A 20,597-nucleotide genomic window follows, 5' to 3' on the forward strand; every position below is an offset into this window, starting at 1 on the left:
CGTTCAGAATATGAGCATTGTTCAGGTTTTGCAAAAACCTTGCAACTCGCTATCTGCTCACATTTTTCCAAAGGCTTTTTCATGGCTACAGCCAAACCTGACAAAGCGGCTACCAAGCCGCAAGCCGCTCCTGGCCTGCGTCGTCAACCTTCGCAGGCGCGGGCGCAGCAAACCATGCAAACCCTGTTCAAGGCCGCTGCTCAGATTCTGGACAAGGAAGGCGAGGGTGGATTGACGACCAATAAAGTGGCCGCAGCAGCCGGGTTTTCAATCGGGACGCTGTACCAGTACTTTCCCAGCAAAGAAGTACTGGTGCGGGCCATGGCCACACGCGGCCAAGAGATGGTGCTGCAAGAGTTGGGGCGGTATTTGAGCGAGTTGGAAACCCTGCCCGAAGTGCGCCAACTGGACGGCCGTGAACTGTTGGCCAAGGCCGTTCGCATTCTGGTACGGGGCTTTGCCACCGGCAAGGGCCTCAGTCAAAGCCTGATTCATCTGTGCTGGACACTTGAAAAACCCGAGGAAACCGCCAGCGCTGTGCGCCAGGTGGCCGATCGATTGGCCATATTTTTTGAGCGCATCGACCATCCCGCGCTGCAAACGCCCAGTCCCGCGCAAATGTTCGTGCTGACCCGTTCGGTGATTGGCACCCTGCGCAGTGCCAGTCTCGAAAAGTCACCTTTGCTGGGCAGCCCCGCGTTTGAAGAGGTCTTGGTGCAAATGGCTTGGGCCTTGCTCGCGCGGCAACATTTGTCAAACAAGGCTTGACCTGCTGTCCATGCCGACCCAAGGCATGGACCCCCGATCAGGTCGGGGTGACAAACGTCCGCCATGCCCGCGCATGCGGGTATTCGTGGTTGCAGAAGGCCCTGGCGCTCGATCAGGCCGTTGGTTTGGCTTTGGGCGCGCGGCCCATCAGGTAGAACTCGGGGTTGGGCATCATGCCGCTGAAGCTGGCCATGCGGTTGCTCAGACCGAAAAAGGCGGTGATGGCCGCGATGTCCCAGATGTCCTCGTCGTCAAAGCCGTGCGTGTGCAGGGCGGCAAAGTCGGCTTCCTCCACTTGGTCGGAGTGGTCGCAAACTTTGAGCGCAAAGTCGAGCATGGCGCGTTGGCGTGGGCTGATGTCGGCCTTGCGGTGGTTGATGGCCACTTGGTCGGCCACCAGCGTTTTTTTTTCATAAATCCGCAAAATCGCACCATGCGCCACCACGCAATACAGGCAGTGGTTGGCCGCACTGGTGGTGGTCACAATCATCTCGCGTTCACCCTTGCTCAGGCCACTCTCGCGACCCACCGACTCGGGCACCATCAGCGCGTCGTGGTATGCAAAAAACGCACGCCACTCGGCCGGGCGTCGGGCAAAGGCCAAAAACACATTGGGCACAAAACCGGCTTTTTCCTGTACTTCGAGCACTTTGGCTCTGATGTCCTCGGGCAAGTCCTTGATCTCGGGTGCGGGGTAGCGGTTGCTCATAAAAGTCCTTTGTTGTGTCATGTCTGAAAAAAGCAATTCTGTGATGCCCGCCAAGACGGGTATCCATGCCTGATGCGCTGAGCTTGTCCATGTGCGGCCACGCGACAGATTATGCTGACGACCATTTCAGGAGCCTGTCATGTCCACAACACCACCCCTTTCGCCCTCGCAACAAGCCCGTGCCGAGCGCATGGATGACGCCACCTTCCAGGCGGGCATCGACACCCGCACGCAGGTCATGGGGGCCGAATTTGTGGACCGCGCCTTTGGCAACGCCACCGAATACACCTTGCCCATGCAGGAGTTCATCACCCGCAATGCCTGGGGCAATGTGTGGCAGCGCCCGGGTCTGGACCTCAAAACCCGCAGCTTGGTGACTGTGGCCATGCTCACCGCTTTGGGCAAACAGCATGAGCTCAAAGGCCATGTGCGCGGCGCACTCAACAATGGGGTCACGCCCGAAGAGCTGCGCGAAGTGATGTTGCACGCCACGGTGTACTGCGGATTTCCCACCGCCATCGATGCGTTTCGCACGGTGACCGAGGTGGTCGAGTCGTTGGCTTGAGCACAAGCGGCATGTAACCGATGCAACAGGGCCGCATTGACGGTGCAATGCTTTTCACACATCCTTGAATGAGGAGACCTTCCATGGAATTTTCAGAACTCATCAAGGCCCGCAAAAGCATTCGCGGCTACCTGCCCAAACCCGTGCCCCGCGAGGTGATCGAAGAAATCATCGAGGTGGCCAAATGGGCACCGTCGTCCATGAACACCCAGCCTTGGCATGTGCATGTGGTGACCGGTGAACCCTTGGAGCGCATTCGCCAGGGCAACACCGAGAACATGCGCAAGGGGGTGCCACCCCAGCGCGATTTCCCGATGAAAGAATCCTATGAGGGCATTCACCGCGAACGCCAGGTGGGCATTGCTGTGCAGTTGTTCGATGTCATGGGCATTGCCCGTGACGACAAAGCTCGCCGCACCGATTGGGTCATGCGGGGTTTCAGGCAGTTTGATGCGCCGGTGTCGCTGGTGCTGACTTACGACAAATACCTTGAGCCTGCCGCCATCAGCCAGTTTGACCTGGGCGCTTTGTCGCACGCACTGGTGTTGGCGGCGTGGGAGCGAGGCTTGGGCAGCGTGATCAATGGGCAGGGCATCATGCAATCTGCTGTGGTGCGCGAGCATGCGGGCATTCCGGACGACCAAAACATCATGATCTGCATTGCCATGGGTTATCCGGACGAAGACTTTGTGGCCAACAGCGTGAAGTCGGTCCGCGAGAGTTCAGAGAAATTCGTGCGCTACGTGGGCTTCTGAGGCAAGTTCACCCCCGCACCAGCTTCTGAATCAAATCAGCGGCTCCTGAGGCCTGGTACTTGCGCATCAACTTGACGCGGTAAATTTCGACGGTGCGGTGGCTGATGCCCAAGGCGCGACCCATTTCCTTGCTGGTCAGACCGTCCATCAGGTGGGCCGCGACTTCGCGTTCGCGGGCGGTGAGCTCGGCCCTGACCGGTTTACGGGCCGACAAGTCTTCAAAAGTCCAGATGCCCGCTGCGTGTGGGGCCTCGCGGTTGAGTGCCCTGCCCGTGACATGGCACCAGAAAGTTTCGCCTTTGAGGCGGCCATCCACCCGCTTCATCACCCGGTCGTCTGCGTACACACCGTTGGCATTCAGGATGGGTGCAATGCGTTGCCCTGTGCGTTCGTATTCATCTGCGCTGGGGTAGAGCAGTTGAAAGCTCTGGCCGATGAGTTGTTCGCGTGTCAAGCCAAACATCTCACATACCCGCTGGTTGCAGTCAACGATGGCGCGGTTGCGCGACAGCACCATGCCGATGGGGGCGAGGTCGAAGGCGAGTCGGTAATCGATGTCCGGGGTCATCAAGGCTTGGCTTTGCAATAGGGCTGCCCTCTACGAAAAACTACGTATGGGATTACGTAGTATCGTAACGCTCTCAACCCCTCATGGAGATTGGCGTGAACAAGATTTTTCCTTCCGCAGCAGAGGCCTTGAAAGGCATCGTGGCTGACGGGCAACTCATTGGCGTGGGTGGCTTTGGCCTGTGCGGCATCCCCGAAGCCCTGATTGACGCGTTGCGTGACAGCGGCGTGCAAAACCTGACTGCGATTTCCAACAACGCGGGCGTGGACGACTTTGGCCTCGGCAAGCTGCTGCAGACCCGCCAGATCAAGAAGATGATTTCTTCTTATGTGGGCGAGAACAAAGAATTCGAGCGCCAGTACTTGGCAGGCGAGCTGGCGCTGGAGTTCACACCCCAAGGCACGCTGGCCGAAAAGCTGCGCGCGGGCGGTGCGGGCATCCCGGCCTTCTTCACCAAGACCGGTGTGGGCACTTTGGTGGCCGAGGGCAAAGAGCTGCGCGAGTTTGACGGCGAGACTTATTTGATGGAACGCTCTTTGGTGCCCGATGTGTCGCTGGTCAAAGCTCACCGGGCCGACAAGTCCGGCAACCTGCAGTTCCGTTACACCTCGCGCAACTTCAATCCGGCCGTGGCCATGGCAGGCAAGATCTGTGTGGTTGAGGTCGATGAAATTGTGGAAACCGGTGCCATGCACCCAGACAGCGTGCACCTGCCTGGCATTTATGTGCATCGCATTGTGCTGAACCAGCACCCTGAAAAGCGCATCGAAAAACGCACCATCACTGAAAAGGCGGGTATCTGATATGAGCTGGAGTCAAGACCAAATGGCCGCCCGTGCGGCCCACGAACTGGAAGACGGTTTTTATGTGAACTTGGGCATCGGCATCCCCACGCTGGTGGCCAACTTTGTGCCCGCCGACAAAGAGGTGTGGTTGCAAAGCGAAAACGGCATGCTGGGCATTGGCCCGTTCCCGTCCGAAGACGAGGTCGATGCCGACCTGATCAACGCGGGCAAGCAGACCGTCACGACCATCAAGGGCTCGTCGATTTTTGGCAGCGAGCAGTCGTTTGCCATGATTCGGGGCGGCAAGATCAACTTGTCGATTCTGGGCGCGATGCAGGTGAGCGAAAAAGGCGACTTGGCCAACTGGATGATCCCCGGCAAGATGGTCAAGGGCATGGGCGGCGCAATGGACCTGGTCGCAGGCGTCAAGCGCGTGATCATCTTGATGGAGCACGTGGCCAAAAAGAAAGACGGCACCGAGGATTTGAAAATTTTGCCCCAGTGCACCTTGCCATTGACTGGCGTAGGCGTGGTGGACCGCATCATCACCGACTTGGCGGTGATGGATGTGACCGAGGCAGGCCTCAAAGTGGTCGAACTGGCCCCGGGCGTGACGCCTGAGGCGCTGCAAAGCAAGACGGGTGTGAAGTTGATCTTCTGATTGGGCTTGAGCGTCATCTGAAAACCGCAACTTGTTGCGGTTTTTTATTTTTGATGAATTTTTTGATTAATTTAATTCCTATGGTCAAAAAATAACTTGATTATGGGTTTCTACTGAGTACAAATCTCACAAAAGCAATACAAAATAGCAGTTTTTTGACTTCAGCATGTCCAATCCGTACGCAGATCGAGTCCGTGGAGAGTTGTTGCACGAGTGGCGTGTGTCTCAGCAGTTGGAAGTGAGCGCATTGGCGAGCAAATCCAATTTGTCGGTGGCCCAAATACGGCAACTGGAAGGCGGGGGACACTCGCTTTTTTACACACCTGCGATCAAGGAAAGTGCAGCCCGCAAATTGGCCCGCTTATTGGGTGGTGATCCTGCTGTCGTGGTTCAACCATTGGATGACTTCCAGGCGCAGGACGAGCCAAAGGTGATTCAGGATTTGACGCACTTGTTTGGGCAAAAATCGGTGCCACGCAAGCCGACTTCGGTCTTTTACCGACAACCCGGACTGATCGCAGCGCCGATTTTGATCTTGATGGCCGTGGTTTCGGCGTCGGGTTGGCTTCAGCAAAAATGGCAACACGGTGGTTCTCAGCAGTTTTGGCGCGAAACCCCCAGCGTTTTTGCAACCCTTGCGGTCGAGCCGTCTTCAGCAGCACCAGCGCTTGCAACGCCTGCCCTTGCTTTGCCTGCTGATGCGCCTGCTGCGCCATTGGCCCAAGCCGTGGAAGCCGACAAACATGTCCCCACATTGGCCCAAGCTGCCATGGCGACACAAGTGGCCGAACCCGTTCAGAGCCGACATGTGGCCTTGGGTCTGTGCGGCAAGGTCGAAGCCGGCACCGTGCTTGTGCCCACTCGCCCCAGCAAATCGGGCAATATGGTTTACATCGTGGCCCAAAAAGATGGCGCTGTGTGCGTGGTTGATGCCTCTGGTGCGAGCACCGTCTTGGCGCTCAAAACCCATGAGACCCGCAGTGTTTATGGTCCGCCGCCTTGGCGCGTGCATTTTGAGCAACCCCAGCAAGCCCAACTGTATTTTCAAGGGGTGCGTTTGCGCCTGCCCGAGACGCAAGTGACCACTTTGGCTTTGCAAGAGGGCAGCACCTCCTACTGACACCCGGCAGATGAACCCGCGCAGAGATGGGGCGTTGGATTCAAAGAGGCGTTGTCAAGTCTTCAGCCGATCAAACGGGCTTGAAGCTCGGCCACTTGGGCACGCAGTTCTTGGTTTTCTGCGCTCAAGGCGGCCACACGCTCCTTCAGCCTTTGAACCTCATCCACAGACGCCGTTGTGGCGTCTTCTTGGGCAGGTTTGCGGCTGATGTCGCGCACCCGTTTGGCGGCTTGCTTTAATTGGTCCTTGCCCGCCAAAGCCGCCGATTTTTGTTCTTCGGCAGGCAGACTGGCCACAGCGGCTGCGGCGTTGATGGAGATCGCGCCGGCCTTGATGGCGGCCACCAACTCTGGTGCGGCTTGTTTCTGAATTTTCTCGATTTGCACCACCTGGCTGCTGCTCAAGCGGGCGGCTTTGGCGATGTCGGCTCGGCTTTTGAGTGGATTGGTTTCGGCTGTTTCGGTGTTTTTGTCGCTTGAAAACGGCACCGCATGGGCGTCATCTGTTGCGGCGATGGCATTCGCCCGCCGCTCGGCCAAAATTTCGCGTTTTCTCAGTGCCAGCACGCCGCGCTGGAAATCTGACACGCTGCGCCTTCCCAAGTGCTGGTCAATCATCCACAGGTGCACGTCTTCCATCGACTGAAAGCGCGTGTTTTGCACGGTTTGAAAAGGCAGGCCATGTTTTTGGCAAATGCCGTAGCGGTTGTGTCCGTCTACCAACACATCACCCCACAGCACAAGCGCATCTCGGCAACCCTCGGCCATGATGCTGCGCTCCAGCGCCACGTGTTCATCGGGCGTCAAGGGGTCGATGTAGGCTTTGAGTTCTTCGTTGACGGTGATGTTCATGGGGAAAAATAGGGCAGTGGGACGTGCAAGAGGCTCGGCGGTCGCAAAGACCGAGGGGCTCTGAACGCTGAAGGCCCCTTTCGGGGCCTTCTTTGTGTGGAGCGGGAGATGGGAGATCAATCCACAACATCCGCATCTCTTTGATTACATTAGGTTTTTCACCGAAAAACGCACGGATCTGGTCAGTTTATCGGGACACCTACTCGGGAACGGGTCCCGAATTTAAAATTCTAGCATACAACTCATTTATCACAACTAAGCTCTATGGTGAATTTATCATCATTTTTTCAATTTATATTCATTTATAATTTTTTTATAAATATTATTGAAGGCTTCTTGTTGATCCTCACCGTTGCTAGCAGCTTCATTTATTGCTTTCAATATCTCTTTTTGATGTTTGTTCATAAAGGTAGCCTGCACAAAAATATGATGATGTTCCTTATCGGCATCGTCTACATAAAACTTATGATTAATTTCATCAAAAATCAAAATGAAGTGCTCTAGTAGAGTTAAAAAATTCCACAAATTTTTATTAAACCATTGCTCGGATTCTGGGTTTATTGATACGGATGCATCAAAATATTTTTTAATAATAGGGTGCCCAAAAGAATCGGGATATTTTGAGTCGCGGTACTGTGCATAAAATCCAAGTGCAGATGGATTGGGGTGTAGAAATAAGCTAAGGGCATCATATATTTTCCTATAAGGAATGAAGGATTGATCCATTTTGCTTACCAATGTATTTATATTAATTACCGTATCTAACTCGGTTACTTTAGCGCGATCTTCATTGAGTTTTATAAATTTTTCATGATACGACTTATCCGATACATACTTATTTGCCAGAGCATTAATCTCAATCTGTGATCGAATTGCAAATACAAATCCAGCCATGTTATAAGGATTTGCTGATGATAAAAGAATTTTGATATTTTCATTAACGCGTGAAAGTAAAAAATTTAAAATTAGACGATCTACGGTGATGTAGTTGCCGCCTTGGTAGACTTTTAAATAATATCTAACATGTAGCTCTTTGAAATAATGTTCAAAATATTTTCTTTCATTTATTTTTAATTTAGCTGTCTTGACGTATTTCCGCCAGACACTGAAATATACAATATTTATCACCCATCGCTCGATCCTTTTGAGATTTTTAAAAATGTAATGAGGGTGGTTTGCTGGTATTTCGTCGGTCATGTCATTTTACTTTTACATTTGCAAAAAATGAAAAAATTTCATATTCTGTATGTATGACCAACGGGAATACTACAGAATATGGGCATGTTTTATGAAGAGAGTGAAACGAACGGAATAAATCACGAAGTGAAATGCCCGCAAGCCTCATCCTGGAACGAAGTGAAAGGATAACAGAGGCGCGCAGGTTTGGGAACGGAGTGAGCAAACCGAAGGCAAGTTTTGTGGGGAAGCGAAGGCGGCCACAAAACGCGCAGCGAAGAACGAAGGACGGAGGACGAAGAGATGAGCGAAGCAAAAGGCACACAAGGAAACATCGGGCGAGCCAGCACGATGGTTTCTTGTGTGCCTTTTCTGTCTTTGGGGATTCAAGTCGTCAGGGAAGCGAAGGCGGCTGACGTCTTGAAGACGCAAAGACATGAGGCGCAAAGCGCCTCGGCCAACAGCGTTGGCCTGCCCCCCTTCCGTCTCACCCCCCAAGGGGGTGGACGGACACGCTGCGCGTGTCGGATTTTTTTAGAAGAGGAAGGGGGACAAGATGACGATGGAAAAATTATTTGAACAGATCAAGTCAGCCAGGTCGATGATGAAGTCAACGACCGAATGGAAAGCCTTGTCGGAAACGACAAGGCGGGACTATCAGCAAAAGTATGCTGCTTTGAATGGTCGCTTGCCGATGGAGGCAGCGACATGCAAGCGCACCTATTACGGCATGAGGGCGGCGTATTTGCATTTAGAAGCGAAGGCATTGCGGTCGAGTTTGAACGAATTGGACAAGTGGCGAAAGGTCGCCGTCGAAAATAACGGCGGCGCCTTGAAGGGAACTGAAAGCGGCTTCATGCGTGAGGTGGAGCGCTTGGGAATTGTGGAACGCTTGAATCGTTTGGATGCCGTGCAAAATGCTGGCCCCTTCATGGGGTCAGCAAAGGGAATGATTCAGAAAACCCACGGCAAACGTGCCGTGGGCAAACTGCCACCGCAGTGGAAAACAAACGTATTGGGAGCGGTGCCCAAGGGGTCAAAGTATCGTGCACATGTGGCAGCGATGGCCCTGTGTGGTTGTCGTCCTTCTGAGTTTGAAAACGGCGTCTTGGTTAAACAGGTGGATCAGGACACCTATGAATTCACGATTGCAGGCAAAAAAACAGGGCCACGAACGAAGGATGGCAAGACCTTCACCACGGGCCAAAGTTTGCGCGTTCTGACGATCTCACGGCTGGACGATCTGGACAAACACGGACAGGTCAGGCCTGAGTTCATCGCATTGGAAAGGGCCATGAACGGCAAGAAGAACATGGAATTGATGGCCAAAGCCAACGCCATCAGAGACACTGTGATCAACGCCAGTGAAAAAGCGTTTCCCAACTTGGGCAATAAACCCACGGCCTACAGTTTTCGGCATGCGTTCGCGTCTGAATTGAAAGCCGTGAACGGAGAAGATTCCGACGACACGGCGGCAGCTTTGGGCCATGCCAGCACGAAAACCCAGCAGGGGTATGGCTACGCCAAGAGCGGTGGCGGTGGCGTGTCCTGTAAGGCCAAGGCATCGGATGTCATTCGAACGCCACATAAAACACGGAAAAAGGCCCTTTTAAAAGAATTCCAGCCACCAGCGGTGTCCATGCCAAGCCCAAACGCGCCAAAAGTGCCAATGCCCGCATATACCATCAGCAGGAAATTGAAACCCAGCATGAGATATTGACATTATATTAAAAATCACCCATTGTATTTATTCATTATTTTATTTAAGGAGAATATAATGGGAAAATTTAATGTGAATTTGAGCCAAAATTGGTTGATTATTGTTTTGCTGCATATATTGGCATGTAATCGCGCTGGTAATTATTATGATCCGCATGCAAAAGACAATACGGCATGCATTGGGGTCTTGTTGGCGGACTCCATCATGGAGGCGTTTAGCCAACGATTTGAAATTGATCAAGCCAGTCAATCAGGTGGGGCCATGAGTCTTTCTCAGATTTTGGAGACCACCAGAATCATCAACACCCTGAACGAAACCATCAACGCCACATCGACGGCTAACCTTGAAGCATCTATGAAAGCCAATTTGGCCAACATCGCACGCCCTCAACAGCAAGCCGAAAACGTAGCAGCGCCAAAGTTGAAACCTCGTTTAGGGTGAGACGACAGGAACCCACCAAAAAAGGCCCTTTAGGGCCTTTTTCAAATGGTGCCTCTTCCGTTGCAAGTTCGGCAGCGATAGCCGTCTGATTCTTTGCCAGAGCCATAGCAGTAATTGCAACGCTCCAACGTGGTTTTGCGATTGATCAAATTGGTGAACATCTGAATTTCCTTCTTGAAAAGTTGAGATTTGGATTTGAAATGCGTTGTTTGACTGTAGGCGGATGTCTCCTCCCCTTGAATTGATGTTGACTAAAAATTGATCACTCATTTTGTGGATGCCGTTTCCACAGAATGCAGAAGGTGGTGAAAGTCGAGGCCAAGGCATTGCCTGCCGCGACTAAGCCTGCCCATAAATCTGGTTTGACCGTGCAGAAATACAGAGTAGAAATCCAGAACGCCATCGCAAAATAGCCCTGTGATAGAGCGCTGGAAGAAGAAGCGCCGTTCTGACATTTCAAAATCGCGGAGATCTGAGGCCAATAGAAGGCGATGCGGCCAGCACTGACCACCAGGTAGATCAAAAAAATGCCATGGATCACTGACTCAGAAATCTGCATAGGTCATTCGTCAATGGGTGTGCTGTCGTCGGGTAGCCAACGGGTGCGGGTTTCTTTGCACACGAAGCTCCTTGCCTGGTCTAAATTCACTTTGGATCTAATCCAACCATTACCTAGAGGACCTTCATAGACATAGAGGTGCATGGAGCCATGCTTGGTGTCAGTGAAGCGATCATGGTGGATGGTCATCACGAAGTGGTCGTTGCCATTGGCACAACTGCCTTCAACTTTGGAAATCTTTGGAGGCATGGACTGAGCCATACCCGTGGAGACCAAGAGCGTCCATCCGATGGCACAAAGTGCGCGTTTCATCGTCTCATCCTTTCAGGTGCAGGCTGCACCGTGCGGCCTGTAGATGGATCATATCAAAAAAGTGCTCATAAACCGCGAACTTATAAAACGCGAACCGTTAGAACGTGGCATGTTTGGCCTGAATTACGCAGACTAGAGGCATGCCAAAAACTGAAAAACTCCCCATCCTTCAAGACTTTGGGGCCATGGTGCGGGCCTACCGCATCGAGCGCAACCTTTCACAGGAAGCCTTCGCCGATGCGTGCGAGATTGATCGCAGCTACATGGGAGGGGTTGAGCGTGGTGAGCGTAATTTGGCCTTGGTAAATATCGTGCGCATTGTTCAGGCTTTGGATATGGAGCCATCCGATTTTTTTAGGGGGCTGGACAAGGACAAGAGGCACGACTGGCGAGCCAAGGAGCTGGCCGAGCGAGAACGCAAGGCCTTGAACAAGCAGTTTTTGGGCAACAAAAAGCCAAAGCGGTCAGCGCACACCCTTTGAAGATTCCGCCCTTCGGGCGGGGAGCTTCGCTCCCGTTTTTCGGTTTTGAGAGGTTCAAACCATCCAAAAAAACTGACAGGCGTAGCCTGTCGGGGTGAGGAGCAAAGCGACGAGGGCGCGAGCCCTTAAAACGGAGGCGTTAACGAACTATTTCTGTACTTTGCCAAGGTATAGGACTCTGAGTTTTTGACGCTTCTAAGGCTTTGTTTTGCCATGTAATGGGGATTCAAAAAGACACTTCCATGTATATTTTGCAAAAAAATCTTGGAGTCAATCAATTTCTTCCATGATTTTGAAACCTGAGGCTGTGTAATTCCAATTTCAGTGGCAATTTGATTCTGAGTTAAGTTGATCACATTGCCACGGCCAACATGATCCAGAACTCCGAGCAAAACCTTTACATCCGTCAAAGTAAGTTTTGAAGCCAAAATATCGGCGAGGACATTTTTGTAAAACATAATAACGAACTCGCTATTGGTCTTTACGGTCCCTTTTTTAACAATAACAGTGATCCTCTTATCTTGTATGTCAGATTTTTCGGTCAAAATTTGAGGTAATTCACGCAAAGTCGCGAACTCAACACCTTTCGTAAAATCAAAATCTTCATTCATATCAAGCCTTTCATAAGCATATAAAACTTATAAAAAATTATATCTTTCATGTCAAGCTTTTTCGCATAAAAATTTTCTGAACATGTCAAAGAAGGCATAAAGCTATATCCTACACGATATAATCGTATATCGTCTATGATATAATGCCTGCGCTGAAAGCCCCTATCCATGCGGTGTTCAAAAATCCCTCTATTTCTTTATCTTTATCTTTATCTTTATCTTTATATTAGGGTGAGGATATTTCCCAAAATTAAAAGTAATAAATTTCGGCTTTTGCTTGCGCGCCCAAACTTGACAAAAATCAGTAGCCTTGGTAGTGTTGTAAAGAAGAGGTGGATATGGATAAAAAAGAAATCGAAGAAATGAAAAAAAAGATCGAAGCAATAGTTGAGCAAGTGAATTTGCTAAGCGATACTATGGAGGAGGTTTGTGAATTTCTCAAGGCAGCAAAGCCTATGCTTGAAAATTCGGTTCAAATCACCCCCATTTCGATACCAAAAAAGCAAAAATTTTAAAGAACATTTTTTCTAGATTTAAAAGCATCACCATGTTCTAAGGTGAGTGCGCTTTTATGAATGTTGCTCAAAAATTCAGATGGGATTCCTGAATTATCTTTGTTTTCATCAAATGGGAAAGTGTGAGTGAGTCCATTTTCTGAAACTGCCAAAATATATTTGGCGCCACTTGATCGGGCGGATAATAAAAAAATTTCCTTGACGTTAATCGTCACATTTGTATTTTCAAATGTAATAAAGGTTGCTGAAGTCATATATATCCTTTGGGAGTGAATCGGAGCTTTCGTTCTTTCTGCATATTCCAGCGGTGAAGGATTTTAGAAAAACTCGGGTCTTCAATCCTCAACGTTTGGAAGTCCAAAGCATACCGCAACACGCCCTGCGTGTCGGCCAATGCTTTCAGGCCCACATCGTGGGTGTAAGTGTTGAAGTGAACGCCCTTTGCCTCGTCAGCATGGCCTGCGATCTGCATCACATGGGCGGGGTTGGCTCCTGTGGCGTGTAGTCGGGTGATCACGGTGTGCCTGAATGAGTGGAACACCTTTCGGGGGCTGTTAATACCCAGCTCGCCCAGCCAGTTGGAGAAGTGTCGTCCTACGTTCTTGCCTCGTCCGTTCGGGCCGTCCACCAGATAGGGAAACAGATATTCAGCACCTAGCCCTTGAACGTGTTGGGCGTAGTCCATGAAGCCCAGTTCAATCAATTGGGGATGGATGGGCACCAGTCGTCGGGCGTTCTGGTTTTTGCCGTCTTCGATTTGAATGGATGGGATGCCGTCCACGGTGTTGACGTTGACCGCTTTGAGGCTGGCGAGTTCTTCACGCCTTGCGCCTGTGAAAAGGGCCACCAATGGCACCCAATAGAAATCGGGTTTGTTGAACTTTTTCAGATAACCCGTGCCAAAGATTTTCTTCAACTCGTCATTGGTGAACGGTTCATAACTTTGCGTCTTGGCTGCAAGCTGGCTTTTTTTGCCAATGCGTAAGCCGTCCACGGGACTTTTGTCGCTGGCCGTGTAATGGCCGTTATTGATGGCCCATTTGAACAGGTCGTTCAGTTCACCAATTCGACTGTTCACGCTGTTGGCTTTGAGGCCTCGTCCCATGTCGTGGGTCTTCCACTGCACGCCCTCGGCCTTGGTGAACAAATTGATCTCCACATCACCCAGCAGGTCTTGAAAGTCGGCATAGGTGCGTGCCTTCTCTTTGCGTGTGTTTTCCTTGTTGTCTAACTTGCGTTCTTCCAGATAGATGGCCACCACCTCGGAGAACTTTTTGGATCGCGTGATCAGGCGTTTAGGGGTGGTGGACTGGGGTAGGGCAGGCCTGCCCATGTTCATGGCTTCTTGAAGGCTTGGGGCGGTGCCGTGAAGCTCTTTATAGGCTTGGATGGCCTCCATCAATCGAGCATGGTCTTCGGGACCGTCCGCCTTCATGATGCCTTTGGATATATCGAATTCAAACCGATGGGATGCCTTGTCCAAGGCTTCCAAGAGGGCGGGGGGCTTGTTTCGTGTCATGCGCTGTCGTTCAAGTGTTTCATTGAACTTTAGCGCAAGCACTCGGGCAATAGAAGGTTCTTTTGTTCCTAGGCTATAGAGGCTTTCACGAAGCCTGCCTGCCTCGTCGCGCCAGTAGACGCGAACACAAAAAACGCCATGTCGGTTCGTTTTGAGCCGTGGAACTTTGATCACTCGGGACACCTATTCGGGACACCAGAGGCCGCGAAGAGGTGAAAAATCCTTTGTAAATCAACAAGTTATGAAACTTGGAGCGGGAGATGGGAATCGAACCCACGTTATTTGCTTGGGAAGCAAGAGTCCTACCATTAAACGACACCCGCGTGGTTTGATTGTACTGCCTGAAAACACGGCAAGGCAGGCGCTCATGCGGGCGCTTGCGTGTTCGATTTGTCACGCGTGTGACCTGATTGGGCTTGGCTGGGGGCTTACCCGATGGACGCAGGGGCTGTGGGTCTTTAAATTGAATGTTTTCAGCCCTCAAGGAGCGCCTGCACATGAAAGTCCCTACCGAACCCCATGACCTGAACCCTGACCGCCCACGTCGTCAAACACTGCAAGGCATGGCCGGCATTTTGGCGGGCATGGCCGCGCCCGCTTTGATGAGCAGCAGCGTGTGGGCTCAGAGCGCATTCCCCAACAAACCCATCACGCTGATTGCGCCTTGGCCACCGGGCGGCAGCAGCGATGCTGTGATGCGTGCTTTTGCCGAAAGCGCTTCGCGCGCCTTGGGCGTTTCGGTGATCGTTGACAACCGGCCCGGCGCAGGCGGCACTTTGGGCGCGACCGCCATGGTCAACGCCAAGCCCGATGGCTACATGCTCACGCAATTGCCGCTGGGCATTTACCGTCTGCCGCACATGCAAAAAATGGCGTTTGATCCGGTGAAAGACCTCACCCACATCGCGTGCCTGACGGGCTATACCTTTGGCTTGGTGGCGACCATGGACGCGCCCTTCAAGACGCTCAAGGAGATGGTGGCTTATGCCAAAGCCAACCCGGGCAAAGTGGAATACGGCAGCACTGGGACCGGCACCACGCCGCACCTGGCCATCGAAGAGTTTTCGCAAAAAGCGGGTATTGAGCTCAATCACATTCCCTACAAAGGCTCGGCCGAGTTGATGCAAGCTATTTTGGGCGGGCACATTCGCGTGATGAGCGGCACGACCGAATTCGCACCACTGGTCAAAGAGGGCAAGCTGCGCCTGTTGGCCACGCTGGGTCGTAACCGCACCAAGGCATTCCCGGACATTCCGACGGTGAAGGAAAGCGGCTGGGACACGATCAGCGAATCGCCCTTTGGCATTGGCGGCCCCAAGGGCATGGATCCTGCCGTGGTGCGGGTGTTGCACGACGCGTTCAAGAAAACGCTGGAAGACCCCAAGGTGCTCGAGACCCTGGACCGTTTCTTCCAGCCTGTGATCTACATGGGCACCGAGGAATACACCCGGTATGGACAGCGCACCTTCGAGGCCGAGCGTGGCACGATTGAACGCTTGGGTTTGGCCAAAAAGTCATGAAAAAAGGCACCCTGGGGTGCCTTGATTTCAACCACGCAAAGCCGTCAGTGCTGCTGGCGGCTTTTGTCGCTTCGGGCAGTCATTTCAGGATATCGCCCACGCAGAGGTATTTGATCTCGACATAGTCGTCCATGCCGTGGCTGGAGCCTTCGCGGCCCAGGCCCGATTGCTTGACGCCCCCAAAGGGCACGTGTTCGGTGGCCAAAATGCCCACGTTGATGCCGACCATGCCGTATTCGAGCGCCTCGCTCACGCGGAAGATGCGTCCCACATCGCGGCTGTAAAAGTAACTGGCCAGGCCAAATTCGGTGTTGTTGGCCGCAAAGATGGCGTCTTGCTCGGTCTTGAACTTGAAGATCGGCGCGAAGGGGCCAAAGGTTTCTTCCTTGGCGCAGACCATGTCGGCGGTGGCGTCGGCGACCACGGTGGGCTCAAAGAACTGGCCGTCCAGGCGCTTGCCACCGGTGAGCACGCGGGCACCTTTGGCCACAGCGTCTTTCACATGGCGCTCCACTTTGTCGAGGGCCGAAGGCTCGATCAGCGGGCCTTGGTTCACACCATCGGCAAAGCCGTTGCCGACTTTGGCCGTTTTGACCTTGGCTGCGAACTTGGTGGCGAATTCTTCGTACACCGATTCCTGCACATAAAAACGGTTGGAGCACACACAGGTCTGGCCCGCGTTGCGGTATTTGCTGGCAAATGCACCCTCGACGGCGCTGTCGATGTCGGCGTCTTCAAACACGATGAAGGGCGCGTTGCCCCCCAACTCCAAAGACATTTTTTTCACCGTCGGGGCCGATTGCGCCATCAAGATGCGGCCCACTTCGGTAGAGCCAGTGAAGCTGATGTGGCGCACCACATCGCTGGCACACAAAACCTGGCCAATGGCGATCGAGTTGTTGCCGTCGGCGGTGATGATGTTGAGCACGCCAGCCGGGATGCCCGCGCGGATGGCCAACTCGGCAGCCGCCAGGGCGGTGAGCGGGGTTTGCTCGGCGGGTTTGATGACCACGGGGCAGCCAGCGGCCAGAGCAGGGGCCACCTTGCGGGTGATCATGGCCAGCGGAAAGTTCCAGGGCGTGATGGCCGCGCACACACCAATGGGCTGCTTGAGCACCAGCAGGCGGCGGTTATTGTCGAACTGCGGCAAGGTCTCGCCATTGACGCGTTTGGCCTCTTCGGCAAACCACTCCACAAAACTCGCGCCATAAGCCACTTCGCCACGCGACTCGGCGATTGGCTTGCCGTTTTCTGCGGTCATCAGCCGCGCCAGGTCTTCGGTGTTGGCGATCAGCAGGTCAAACCATTTGCGCAAGATGATGCTGCGCTCTTTGGCCGTCTTGGTTTTCCAGGGGCCCCAGGCTGTGTTGGCGGCGGCAATGGCGGCTTCGGCTTCGACCGCGCCCAGGTTGGCCACGCTGGCCAAGTGGCCGCCAGTGGCCGGGTCGGTCACCTCAAAACGCTGGCTGCCTGCGACCCATTGGCCGTTGATCAGGGCATCGGTTTTGAACAAAGTGGGGTCGTTGAGCAGGGCGAGGGGCGATGTGAGGGCGTTCATGGGGTCTCCTGTGATTATTTAACCTGTTAAATAAATTGTGCCATGCTACGGACCATATCGCAGTTGGCGCATGCCGCCTGTCACGCAAACAACTGCCTGCGGGGGCAAACTTATAATGACCGGTTGCATCTAAAGCAAAGAACACCATGAGCCAAACCGTTATTTCCGTCGCCGACATCCGCAAGACTTTCCTGGACTTTTTTGAGTCCAAGGGCCACACCGTGGTGGCGTCCAGCCCCCTGGTGCCGGGCAACGACCCGACCCTCATGTTCACCAACTCGGGCATGGTCCAGTTCAAGGACGTGTTTTTGGGCTCGGACAAGCGCTCGTATGTGCGTGCCGCGTCTGTGCAGGCTTGCCTGCGTGCCGGTGGCAAGCACAACGACCTGGAGAACGTAGGCTACACCGCCCGTCACCACACCTTCTTTGAAATGCTGGGCAACTGGTCATTTGGCGACTACTTCAAGCGCGAGTCGCTGGAGTGGGCGTGGGAGCTCTTGACACAGGTCTACAAGCTGCCCGCTGACAAGCTGTACGCCACCGTGTACATGGAAGACGATGAGGCTTATGCCATTTGGGAGGCCATTTTTGTCAAGGCGGGCTGGACGCCCGAGCGCATCGTGCAGGAAACCCGCATCATCCGCATTGGCGACAACAAAGGCGGGCGCTACAAGTCTGACAACTTCTGGATGATGGCCGACACCGGCCCTTGCGGCCCTTGCTCTGAAATCTTTTACGACCACGGCGACCATATTCCTGGTGGCCCGCCCGGCAGCCCCGACGAAGACGGCGACCGTTTCATCGAGATCTGGAACAACGTGTTCATGCAGTTCAACATGGACGAGACCGGTGCCGTGACCCCGCTGCCAGCGCCCTGCGTGGACACCGGCATGGGCCTTGAACGCCTGGCGGCCATCTTGCAACATGTTCACAGCAACTACGAGATCGACATTTTTGACGCGCTGATCAAAGCCGCTTCGCGCGAAACCGGCTGTACCGATTTGGGTCACAAGTCCTTGCGTGTGATCGCCGACCACATCCGCGCCACGTCTTTCTTGGTGAGCGACGGCGTGGTGCCGAGCAACGAAGGCCGGGGCTATGTGCAGCGCCGCATCATTCGCCGCGCCATTCGGCACGGGTATTTGCTGGGCCAGAAAACCCCGTTCTTTCACAAGCTGGTGCCCGATCTGGTCCAACTGATGGGCGCGGCTTACCCCAACATGGCCAATCAAGCCGAACGCATTGCCGAGATCTTGCGGATTGAAGAAGTGCGCTTCTTTGAGACCTTGCAAAGCGGCATGCAAATTCTGGACGCAGCCCTTGAAGGTGGCGTGAAAGTGTTGCCCGGCGAAGTGGCGTTCAAGCTGCATGACACCTACGGCTTTCCGCTTGATTTGTCGGCCGACGTGTGCCGTGAGCGCGGCCTCAGCGTGGACGAAGCCGGTTTTGCCGCTGCCATGGAAAAGCAAAAAGCCCAGGCTCGTGCTGCAGGCAAATTCAAGATGGACAAAGCACTGGACTACGCCGGTGCGGGCAACGACTTCGTGGGCTATGAAGACCTGATGTCCAACGCCAAAGTGTTGGCTTTGTTTGCCGATGGCGCTGCCGTGACCGAACTCAAGGCCGGTCAAGCGGGTGTTGTCGTGCTGGACACAACGCCGTTTTATGCCGAGTCGGGTGGTCAGGCGGGCGACCAGGGCATGCTGCACAACGCGGGCGGTCAGTTCAATGTGGCCGACACCCTCAAGATCAAGGCCGATGTATTTGGCCACCACGGCGAAGTCAAATCAGGCAGCCTCAAAGTGGGCGACGCGGTGCAAGCCCATGTGGATACGGCCCTGCGTGCGGCCACCGTGCGCAACCACAGCGCCACGCATTTGATGCACAAGGCTCTGCGCGAAGTGCTGGGCAGCCACGTGCAGCAAAAGGGCAGTTTGGTGACGCCTGAGCGCACCCGTTTTGACTTTGCGCACAACGCGCCTGTGACCGACGCCGAAATCCGCGAAATCGAAGCGCGTGTGAACGCCGAAATTTTGGCCAACGCCGCTGCACAAGCGCGGGTGATGGACATTGAAAGTGCCCAGAAAACCGGCGCCATGATGTTGTTTGGTGAGAAGTACGGCGAGACCGTGCGCGTGCTCGACATTGGCACAAGCCGCGAATTGTGCGGCGGCACCCACGTCAAAGCCACCGGTGACATTGGCCTGTTCAAGATCGTTGGCGAAGGTGGCGTGGCAGCAGGCGTGCGCCGCATCGAAGCCGTGACCGGTCAGAACGCGCTGGCTTATCTGCAATCGCTGGAAGACACGGTGACCCAAGCCGCCGGTACGCTCAAGGCCCAGCCCTCTGAGTTGAACGCCCGGATTGCGCAAGTGCTGGACCAGGTGAAAGCGCTCGAGAAAGAACTGGCTGCTGCCAAAGGCAAGCTGGCTTCAGCCCAGGGCGACGAGTTGATGACGCAGGCGGTGGACATCAAGGGCATCAAATTGGTGGTGGCCAAGCTGGAAGGTGCCGATGCCAAAACCCTGCGTGACACCGTGGACAAGTTGAAAGACAAGCTCAAGACCGCCGTGATTGTCTTGACCGCCGTGGATGGCGACAAGGTCCAGATCGCCGCTGGCGTGACAGCCGACAGCACAGGCAAGGTCAAGGCGGGTGAGCTGGCCAACTATGTGGCTCAACAAGTGGGTGGCAAAGGCGGCGGCAAGCCCGACATGGCCATGGCCGGTGGCACCGATGCTGCGGCACTGCCTGCTGCGATGGCCAGCGTGCAGGCTTGGGTGACCGAGCGGCTTTGATGACGCTTGGGCGTGCTTGGGTCTCTGTGGTGCTTTGGGCACCGCTGCTGGCCCATGCCCAGTTTGACAAAACCCCCTGGCCTCGGTCGCAAGCCACGCCCAAGATGGACGTGGTGGATGTGCAAGGCCAGCGCTGGACCAGCGCCGACCTCAAGGGCCGGGTGGTCGTGCTCAACTTTTGGGCTACGTGGTGCGGCCCTTGCAAAGAAGAAATGCCGTCCTTGCAGGCACTGCACAAAGGCCGAGTCGATGGCCAAAGTGATGCCACTCATGCCGTCGTGATTGGCATCAACGTGAAAGAAACCGCCAGCACGGTACGCCGGTTCATGTCTGCGCAGCACTTGGATTTGCCCGTGGTGCTGGATGCGCAAGGCGATTTGACCCGGCAGTGGGGCGTGCGCATTTACCCGACCACGGTCTTGATCGGGCCAGATGGTCAAGCGCGTTGGCGTGTGGTTGGCGAGGTGGACTGGAACGGCCCCATCTCGCGGGCTTGGCTCCATGATTTGCGAGTACAGCCTGTGTCTCAGGCGGTTCGCCACCCCTAAGCAAGGCCTTCCGGGCGTCCCCATCGGGCGATTCGTCGGTCGGTCATAATCGCCGG

Annotated in this window: 24 protein-coding genes and 1 tRNA gene; 14 read left to right on the forward strand and 11 right to left on the reverse strand. The window is 54.1% G+C overall.

Annotated elements, in window-relative coordinates; all coding sequences use genetic code 11:
* The first annotated feature begins 81 nt into the window (after positions 1–81).
* Complete coding sequence (locus ACZ5RG_RS04445; protein WP_312260000.1) at positions 82–768, forward strand: TetR/AcrR family transcriptional regulator; 687 nt, start codon at positions 82–84, stop codon at positions 766–768.
* Between the two features lie 112 nt (positions 769–880).
* Here ACZ5RG_RS04445 and ACZ5RG_RS04450 read toward each other — a convergent pair whose 3' ends face one another.
* Entirely contained in the window at positions 881–1,477 is a 597-nt protein-coding gene (locus tag ACZ5RG_RS04450; RefSeq protein ID WP_464447879.1) for a peroxidase-related enzyme, read from the reverse strand.
* Between the two features lie 139 nt (positions 1,478–1,616).
* Here ACZ5RG_RS04450 and ACZ5RG_RS04455 point away from each other — a divergent pair, with 139 nt between their 5' ends.
* Positions 1,617–2,042, forward strand: a complete 426-nt coding sequence (locus tag ACZ5RG_RS04455; RefSeq protein WP_464447880.1) for a carboxymuconolactone decarboxylase family protein — start codon at positions 1,617–1,619, stop codon at positions 2,040–2,042.
* Between the two features lie 83 nt (positions 2,043–2,125).
* Positions 2,126–2,797 (forward strand): nitroreductase, encoded by a 672-nt coding sequence (locus ACZ5RG_RS04460; protein ID WP_464447881.1) that lies wholly within the window; start codon positions 2,126–2,128, stop codon positions 2,795–2,797.
* A gap of 7 nt (positions 2,798–2,804) precedes the next feature.
* Here ACZ5RG_RS04460 and ACZ5RG_RS04465 read toward each other — a convergent pair whose 3' ends face one another.
* On the reverse strand, positions 2,805–3,365 hold the full coding sequence (locus ACZ5RG_RS04465) for a LuxR C-terminal-related transcriptional regulator (RefSeq protein WP_312260002.1): 561 nt from the start codon (positions 3,363–3,365) through the stop codon (positions 2,805–2,807).
* A gap of 95 nt (positions 3,366–3,460) precedes the next feature.
* Between ACZ5RG_RS04465 and ACZ5RG_RS04470 the strand changes: the two genes are divergently transcribed.
* The 3 genes from ACZ5RG_RS04470 to ACZ5RG_RS04480 all read left to right on the forward strand — a co-directional run bounded on the left by ACZ5RG_RS04470 (position 3,461) and on the right by ACZ5RG_RS04480 (position 5,931).
* Entirely contained in the window at positions 3,461–4,168 is a 708-nt protein-coding gene (locus tag ACZ5RG_RS04470; RefSeq protein WP_298598019.1) for a CoA transferase subunit A, read from the forward strand.
* Position 4,169: 1 nt separating this feature from the next.
* A complete protein-coding gene (locus ACZ5RG_RS04475; RefSeq protein ID WP_298598022.1) occupies positions 4,170–4,811 on the forward strand; it encodes a CoA transferase subunit B in 642 nt (213 codons plus the stop codon).
* Positions 4,812–4,977: 166 nt separating this feature from the next.
* Positions 4,978–5,931, forward strand: a complete 954-nt coding sequence (locus tag ACZ5RG_RS04480; protein WP_464447882.1) for a helix-turn-helix domain-containing protein — start codon at positions 4,978–4,980, stop codon at positions 5,929–5,931.
* Positions 5,932–5,993: 62 nt separating this feature from the next.
* On the opposite strand, the gene ACZ5RG_RS04485 is transcribed toward ACZ5RG_RS04480, so the two are convergent.
* A complete protein-coding gene (locus ACZ5RG_RS04485) occupies positions 5,994–6,782 on the reverse strand; it encodes a plasmid replication/partition related protein (protein WP_464447883.1) in 789 nt (262 codons plus the stop codon).
* A gap of 279 nt (positions 6,783–7,061) precedes the next feature.
* Positions 7,062–7,979 (reverse strand): hypothetical protein, encoded by a 918-nt coding sequence (locus ACZ5RG_RS04490; RefSeq protein ID WP_464447884.1) that lies wholly within the window; start codon positions 7,977–7,979, stop codon positions 7,062–7,064.
* A 282-nt stretch (positions 7,980–8,261) separates the two neighbouring features.
* On the opposite strand from ACZ5RG_RS04490, the gene ACZ5RG_RS04495 reads away from it, so the two are divergent.
* Genes ACZ5RG_RS04495 through ACZ5RG_RS04505 form a run of 3 tightly spaced genes read left to right on the forward strand, consistent with a single transcriptional unit; the run spans position 8,262 to position 10,119 of the window.
* The gene (locus tag ACZ5RG_RS04495) at positions 8,262–8,537 is read left to right on the forward strand and encodes a hypothetical protein (RefSeq protein ID WP_464447885.1); all 276 of its coding nucleotides are present in this window, start codon (positions 8,262–8,264) and stop codon (positions 8,535–8,537) included.
* The gene (locus tag ACZ5RG_RS04500; protein WP_464447886.1) at positions 8,521–9,678 is read left to right on the forward strand and encodes a site-specific integrase; all 1,158 of its coding nucleotides are present in this window, start codon (positions 8,521–8,523) and stop codon (positions 9,676–9,678) included. The genes ACZ5RG_RS04495 and ACZ5RG_RS04500 overlap by 17 nt, the downstream gene beginning before the upstream one ends.
* Before the next feature lie 57 nt (positions 9,679–9,735).
* Positions 9,736–10,119 (forward strand): hypothetical protein, encoded by a 384-nt coding sequence (locus ACZ5RG_RS04505; RefSeq protein WP_464447887.1) that lies wholly within the window; start codon positions 9,736–9,738, stop codon positions 10,117–10,119.
* Between the two features lie 262 nt (positions 10,120–10,381).
* Here the strand turns inward: ACZ5RG_RS04505 and ACZ5RG_RS04510 are convergent, their stop codons facing one another.
* Both ACZ5RG_RS04510 and ACZ5RG_RS04515 read right to left on the reverse strand, forming a co-directional pair.
* Positions 10,382–10,678, reverse strand: coding sequence for a hypothetical protein (locus tag ACZ5RG_RS04510; RefSeq protein ID WP_464447888.1), 297 nt, complete (start codon positions 10,676–10,678; stop codon positions 10,382–10,384).
* Positions 10,679–10,681: 3 nt separating this feature from the next.
* Positions 10,682–10,990, reverse strand: coding sequence for a hypothetical protein (locus ACZ5RG_RS04515; RefSeq protein ID WP_464447889.1), 309 nt, complete (start codon positions 10,988–10,990; stop codon positions 10,682–10,684).
* Positions 10,991–11,130: 140 nt separating this feature from the next.
* Between ACZ5RG_RS04515 and ACZ5RG_RS04520 the strand changes: the two genes are divergently transcribed.
* Complete coding sequence (locus ACZ5RG_RS04520) at positions 11,131–11,472, forward strand: helix-turn-helix domain-containing protein (protein ID WP_464447890.1); 342 nt, start codon at positions 11,131–11,133, stop codon at positions 11,470–11,472.
* Positions 11,473–11,597: 125 nt separating this feature from the next.
* Here the strand turns inward: ACZ5RG_RS04520 and ACZ5RG_RS04525 are convergent, their stop codons facing one another.
* Complete coding sequence (locus ACZ5RG_RS04525) at positions 11,598–12,083, reverse strand: replication/maintenance protein RepL (RefSeq protein ID WP_464447891.1); 486 nt, start codon at positions 12,081–12,083, stop codon at positions 11,598–11,600.
* A 338-nt stretch (positions 12,084–12,421) separates the two neighbouring features.
* On the opposite strand from ACZ5RG_RS04525, the gene ACZ5RG_RS04530 reads away from it, so the two are divergent.
* The gene (locus ACZ5RG_RS04530) at positions 12,422–12,598 is read left to right on the forward strand and encodes a hypothetical protein (protein ID WP_464447892.1); all 177 of its coding nucleotides are present in this window, start codon (positions 12,422–12,424) and stop codon (positions 12,596–12,598) included.
* Here the strand turns inward: ACZ5RG_RS04530 and ACZ5RG_RS04535 are convergent.
* The 3 genes from ACZ5RG_RS04535 to ACZ5RG_RS04545 all read right to left on the reverse strand — a co-directional run bounded on the left by ACZ5RG_RS04535 (position 12,595) and on the right by ACZ5RG_RS04545 (position 14,440).
* On the reverse strand, positions 12,595–12,852 hold the full coding sequence (locus tag ACZ5RG_RS04535; protein WP_464447893.1) for a hypothetical protein: 258 nt from the start codon (positions 12,850–12,852) through the stop codon (positions 12,595–12,597). The genes ACZ5RG_RS04530 and ACZ5RG_RS04535 overlap by 4 nt on opposite strands.
* A complete protein-coding gene (locus ACZ5RG_RS04540; protein ID WP_464447894.1) occupies positions 12,849–14,291 on the reverse strand; it encodes a site-specific integrase in 1,443 nt (480 codons plus the stop codon). The genes ACZ5RG_RS04535 and ACZ5RG_RS04540 overlap by 4 nt, the downstream gene beginning before the upstream one ends.
* Before the next feature lie 75 nt (positions 14,292–14,366).
* Positions 14,367–14,440: transfer RNA gene (locus ACZ5RG_RS04545), tRNA-Gly, on the reverse strand.
* 174 nt (positions 14,441–14,614) lie between these two features.
* On the opposite strand from ACZ5RG_RS04545, the gene ACZ5RG_RS04550 reads away from it, so the two are divergent.
* A complete protein-coding gene (locus tag ACZ5RG_RS04550; protein ID WP_298597042.1) occupies positions 14,615–15,637 on the forward strand; it encodes a tripartite tricarboxylate transporter substrate binding protein in 1,023 nt (340 codons plus the stop codon).
* A 79-nt stretch (positions 15,638–15,716) separates the two neighbouring features.
* Here the strand turns inward: ACZ5RG_RS04550 and ACZ5RG_RS04555 are convergent, their stop codons facing one another.
* Complete coding sequence (locus ACZ5RG_RS04555; protein ID WP_464447895.1) at positions 15,717–17,195, reverse strand: NAD-dependent succinate-semialdehyde dehydrogenase; 1,479 nt, start codon at positions 17,193–17,195, stop codon at positions 15,717–15,719.
* A gap of 146 nt (positions 17,196–17,341) precedes the next feature.
* On the opposite strand from ACZ5RG_RS04555, the gene alaS reads away from it, so the two are divergent.
* Both alaS and ACZ5RG_RS04565 read left to right on the forward strand, forming a co-directional pair.
* Positions 17,342–19,993, forward strand: a complete 2,652-nt coding sequence (gene alaS, locus ACZ5RG_RS04560; RefSeq protein WP_464447896.1) for an alanine--tRNA ligase — start codon at positions 17,342–17,344, stop codon at positions 19,991–19,993.
* Positions 19,993–20,541: a TlpA family protein disulfide reductase gene (locus ACZ5RG_RS04565; protein ID WP_464447897.1), complete on the forward strand. Its 549-nt coding sequence runs from the start codon at positions 19,993–19,995 to the stop codon at positions 20,539–20,541. The genes alaS and ACZ5RG_RS04565 overlap by 1 nt, the downstream gene beginning before the upstream one ends.
* Positions 20,542–20,597 lie beyond the last annotated feature (56 nt).

This window comes from Limnohabitans sp. TEGF005 (assembly GCF_055394835.1).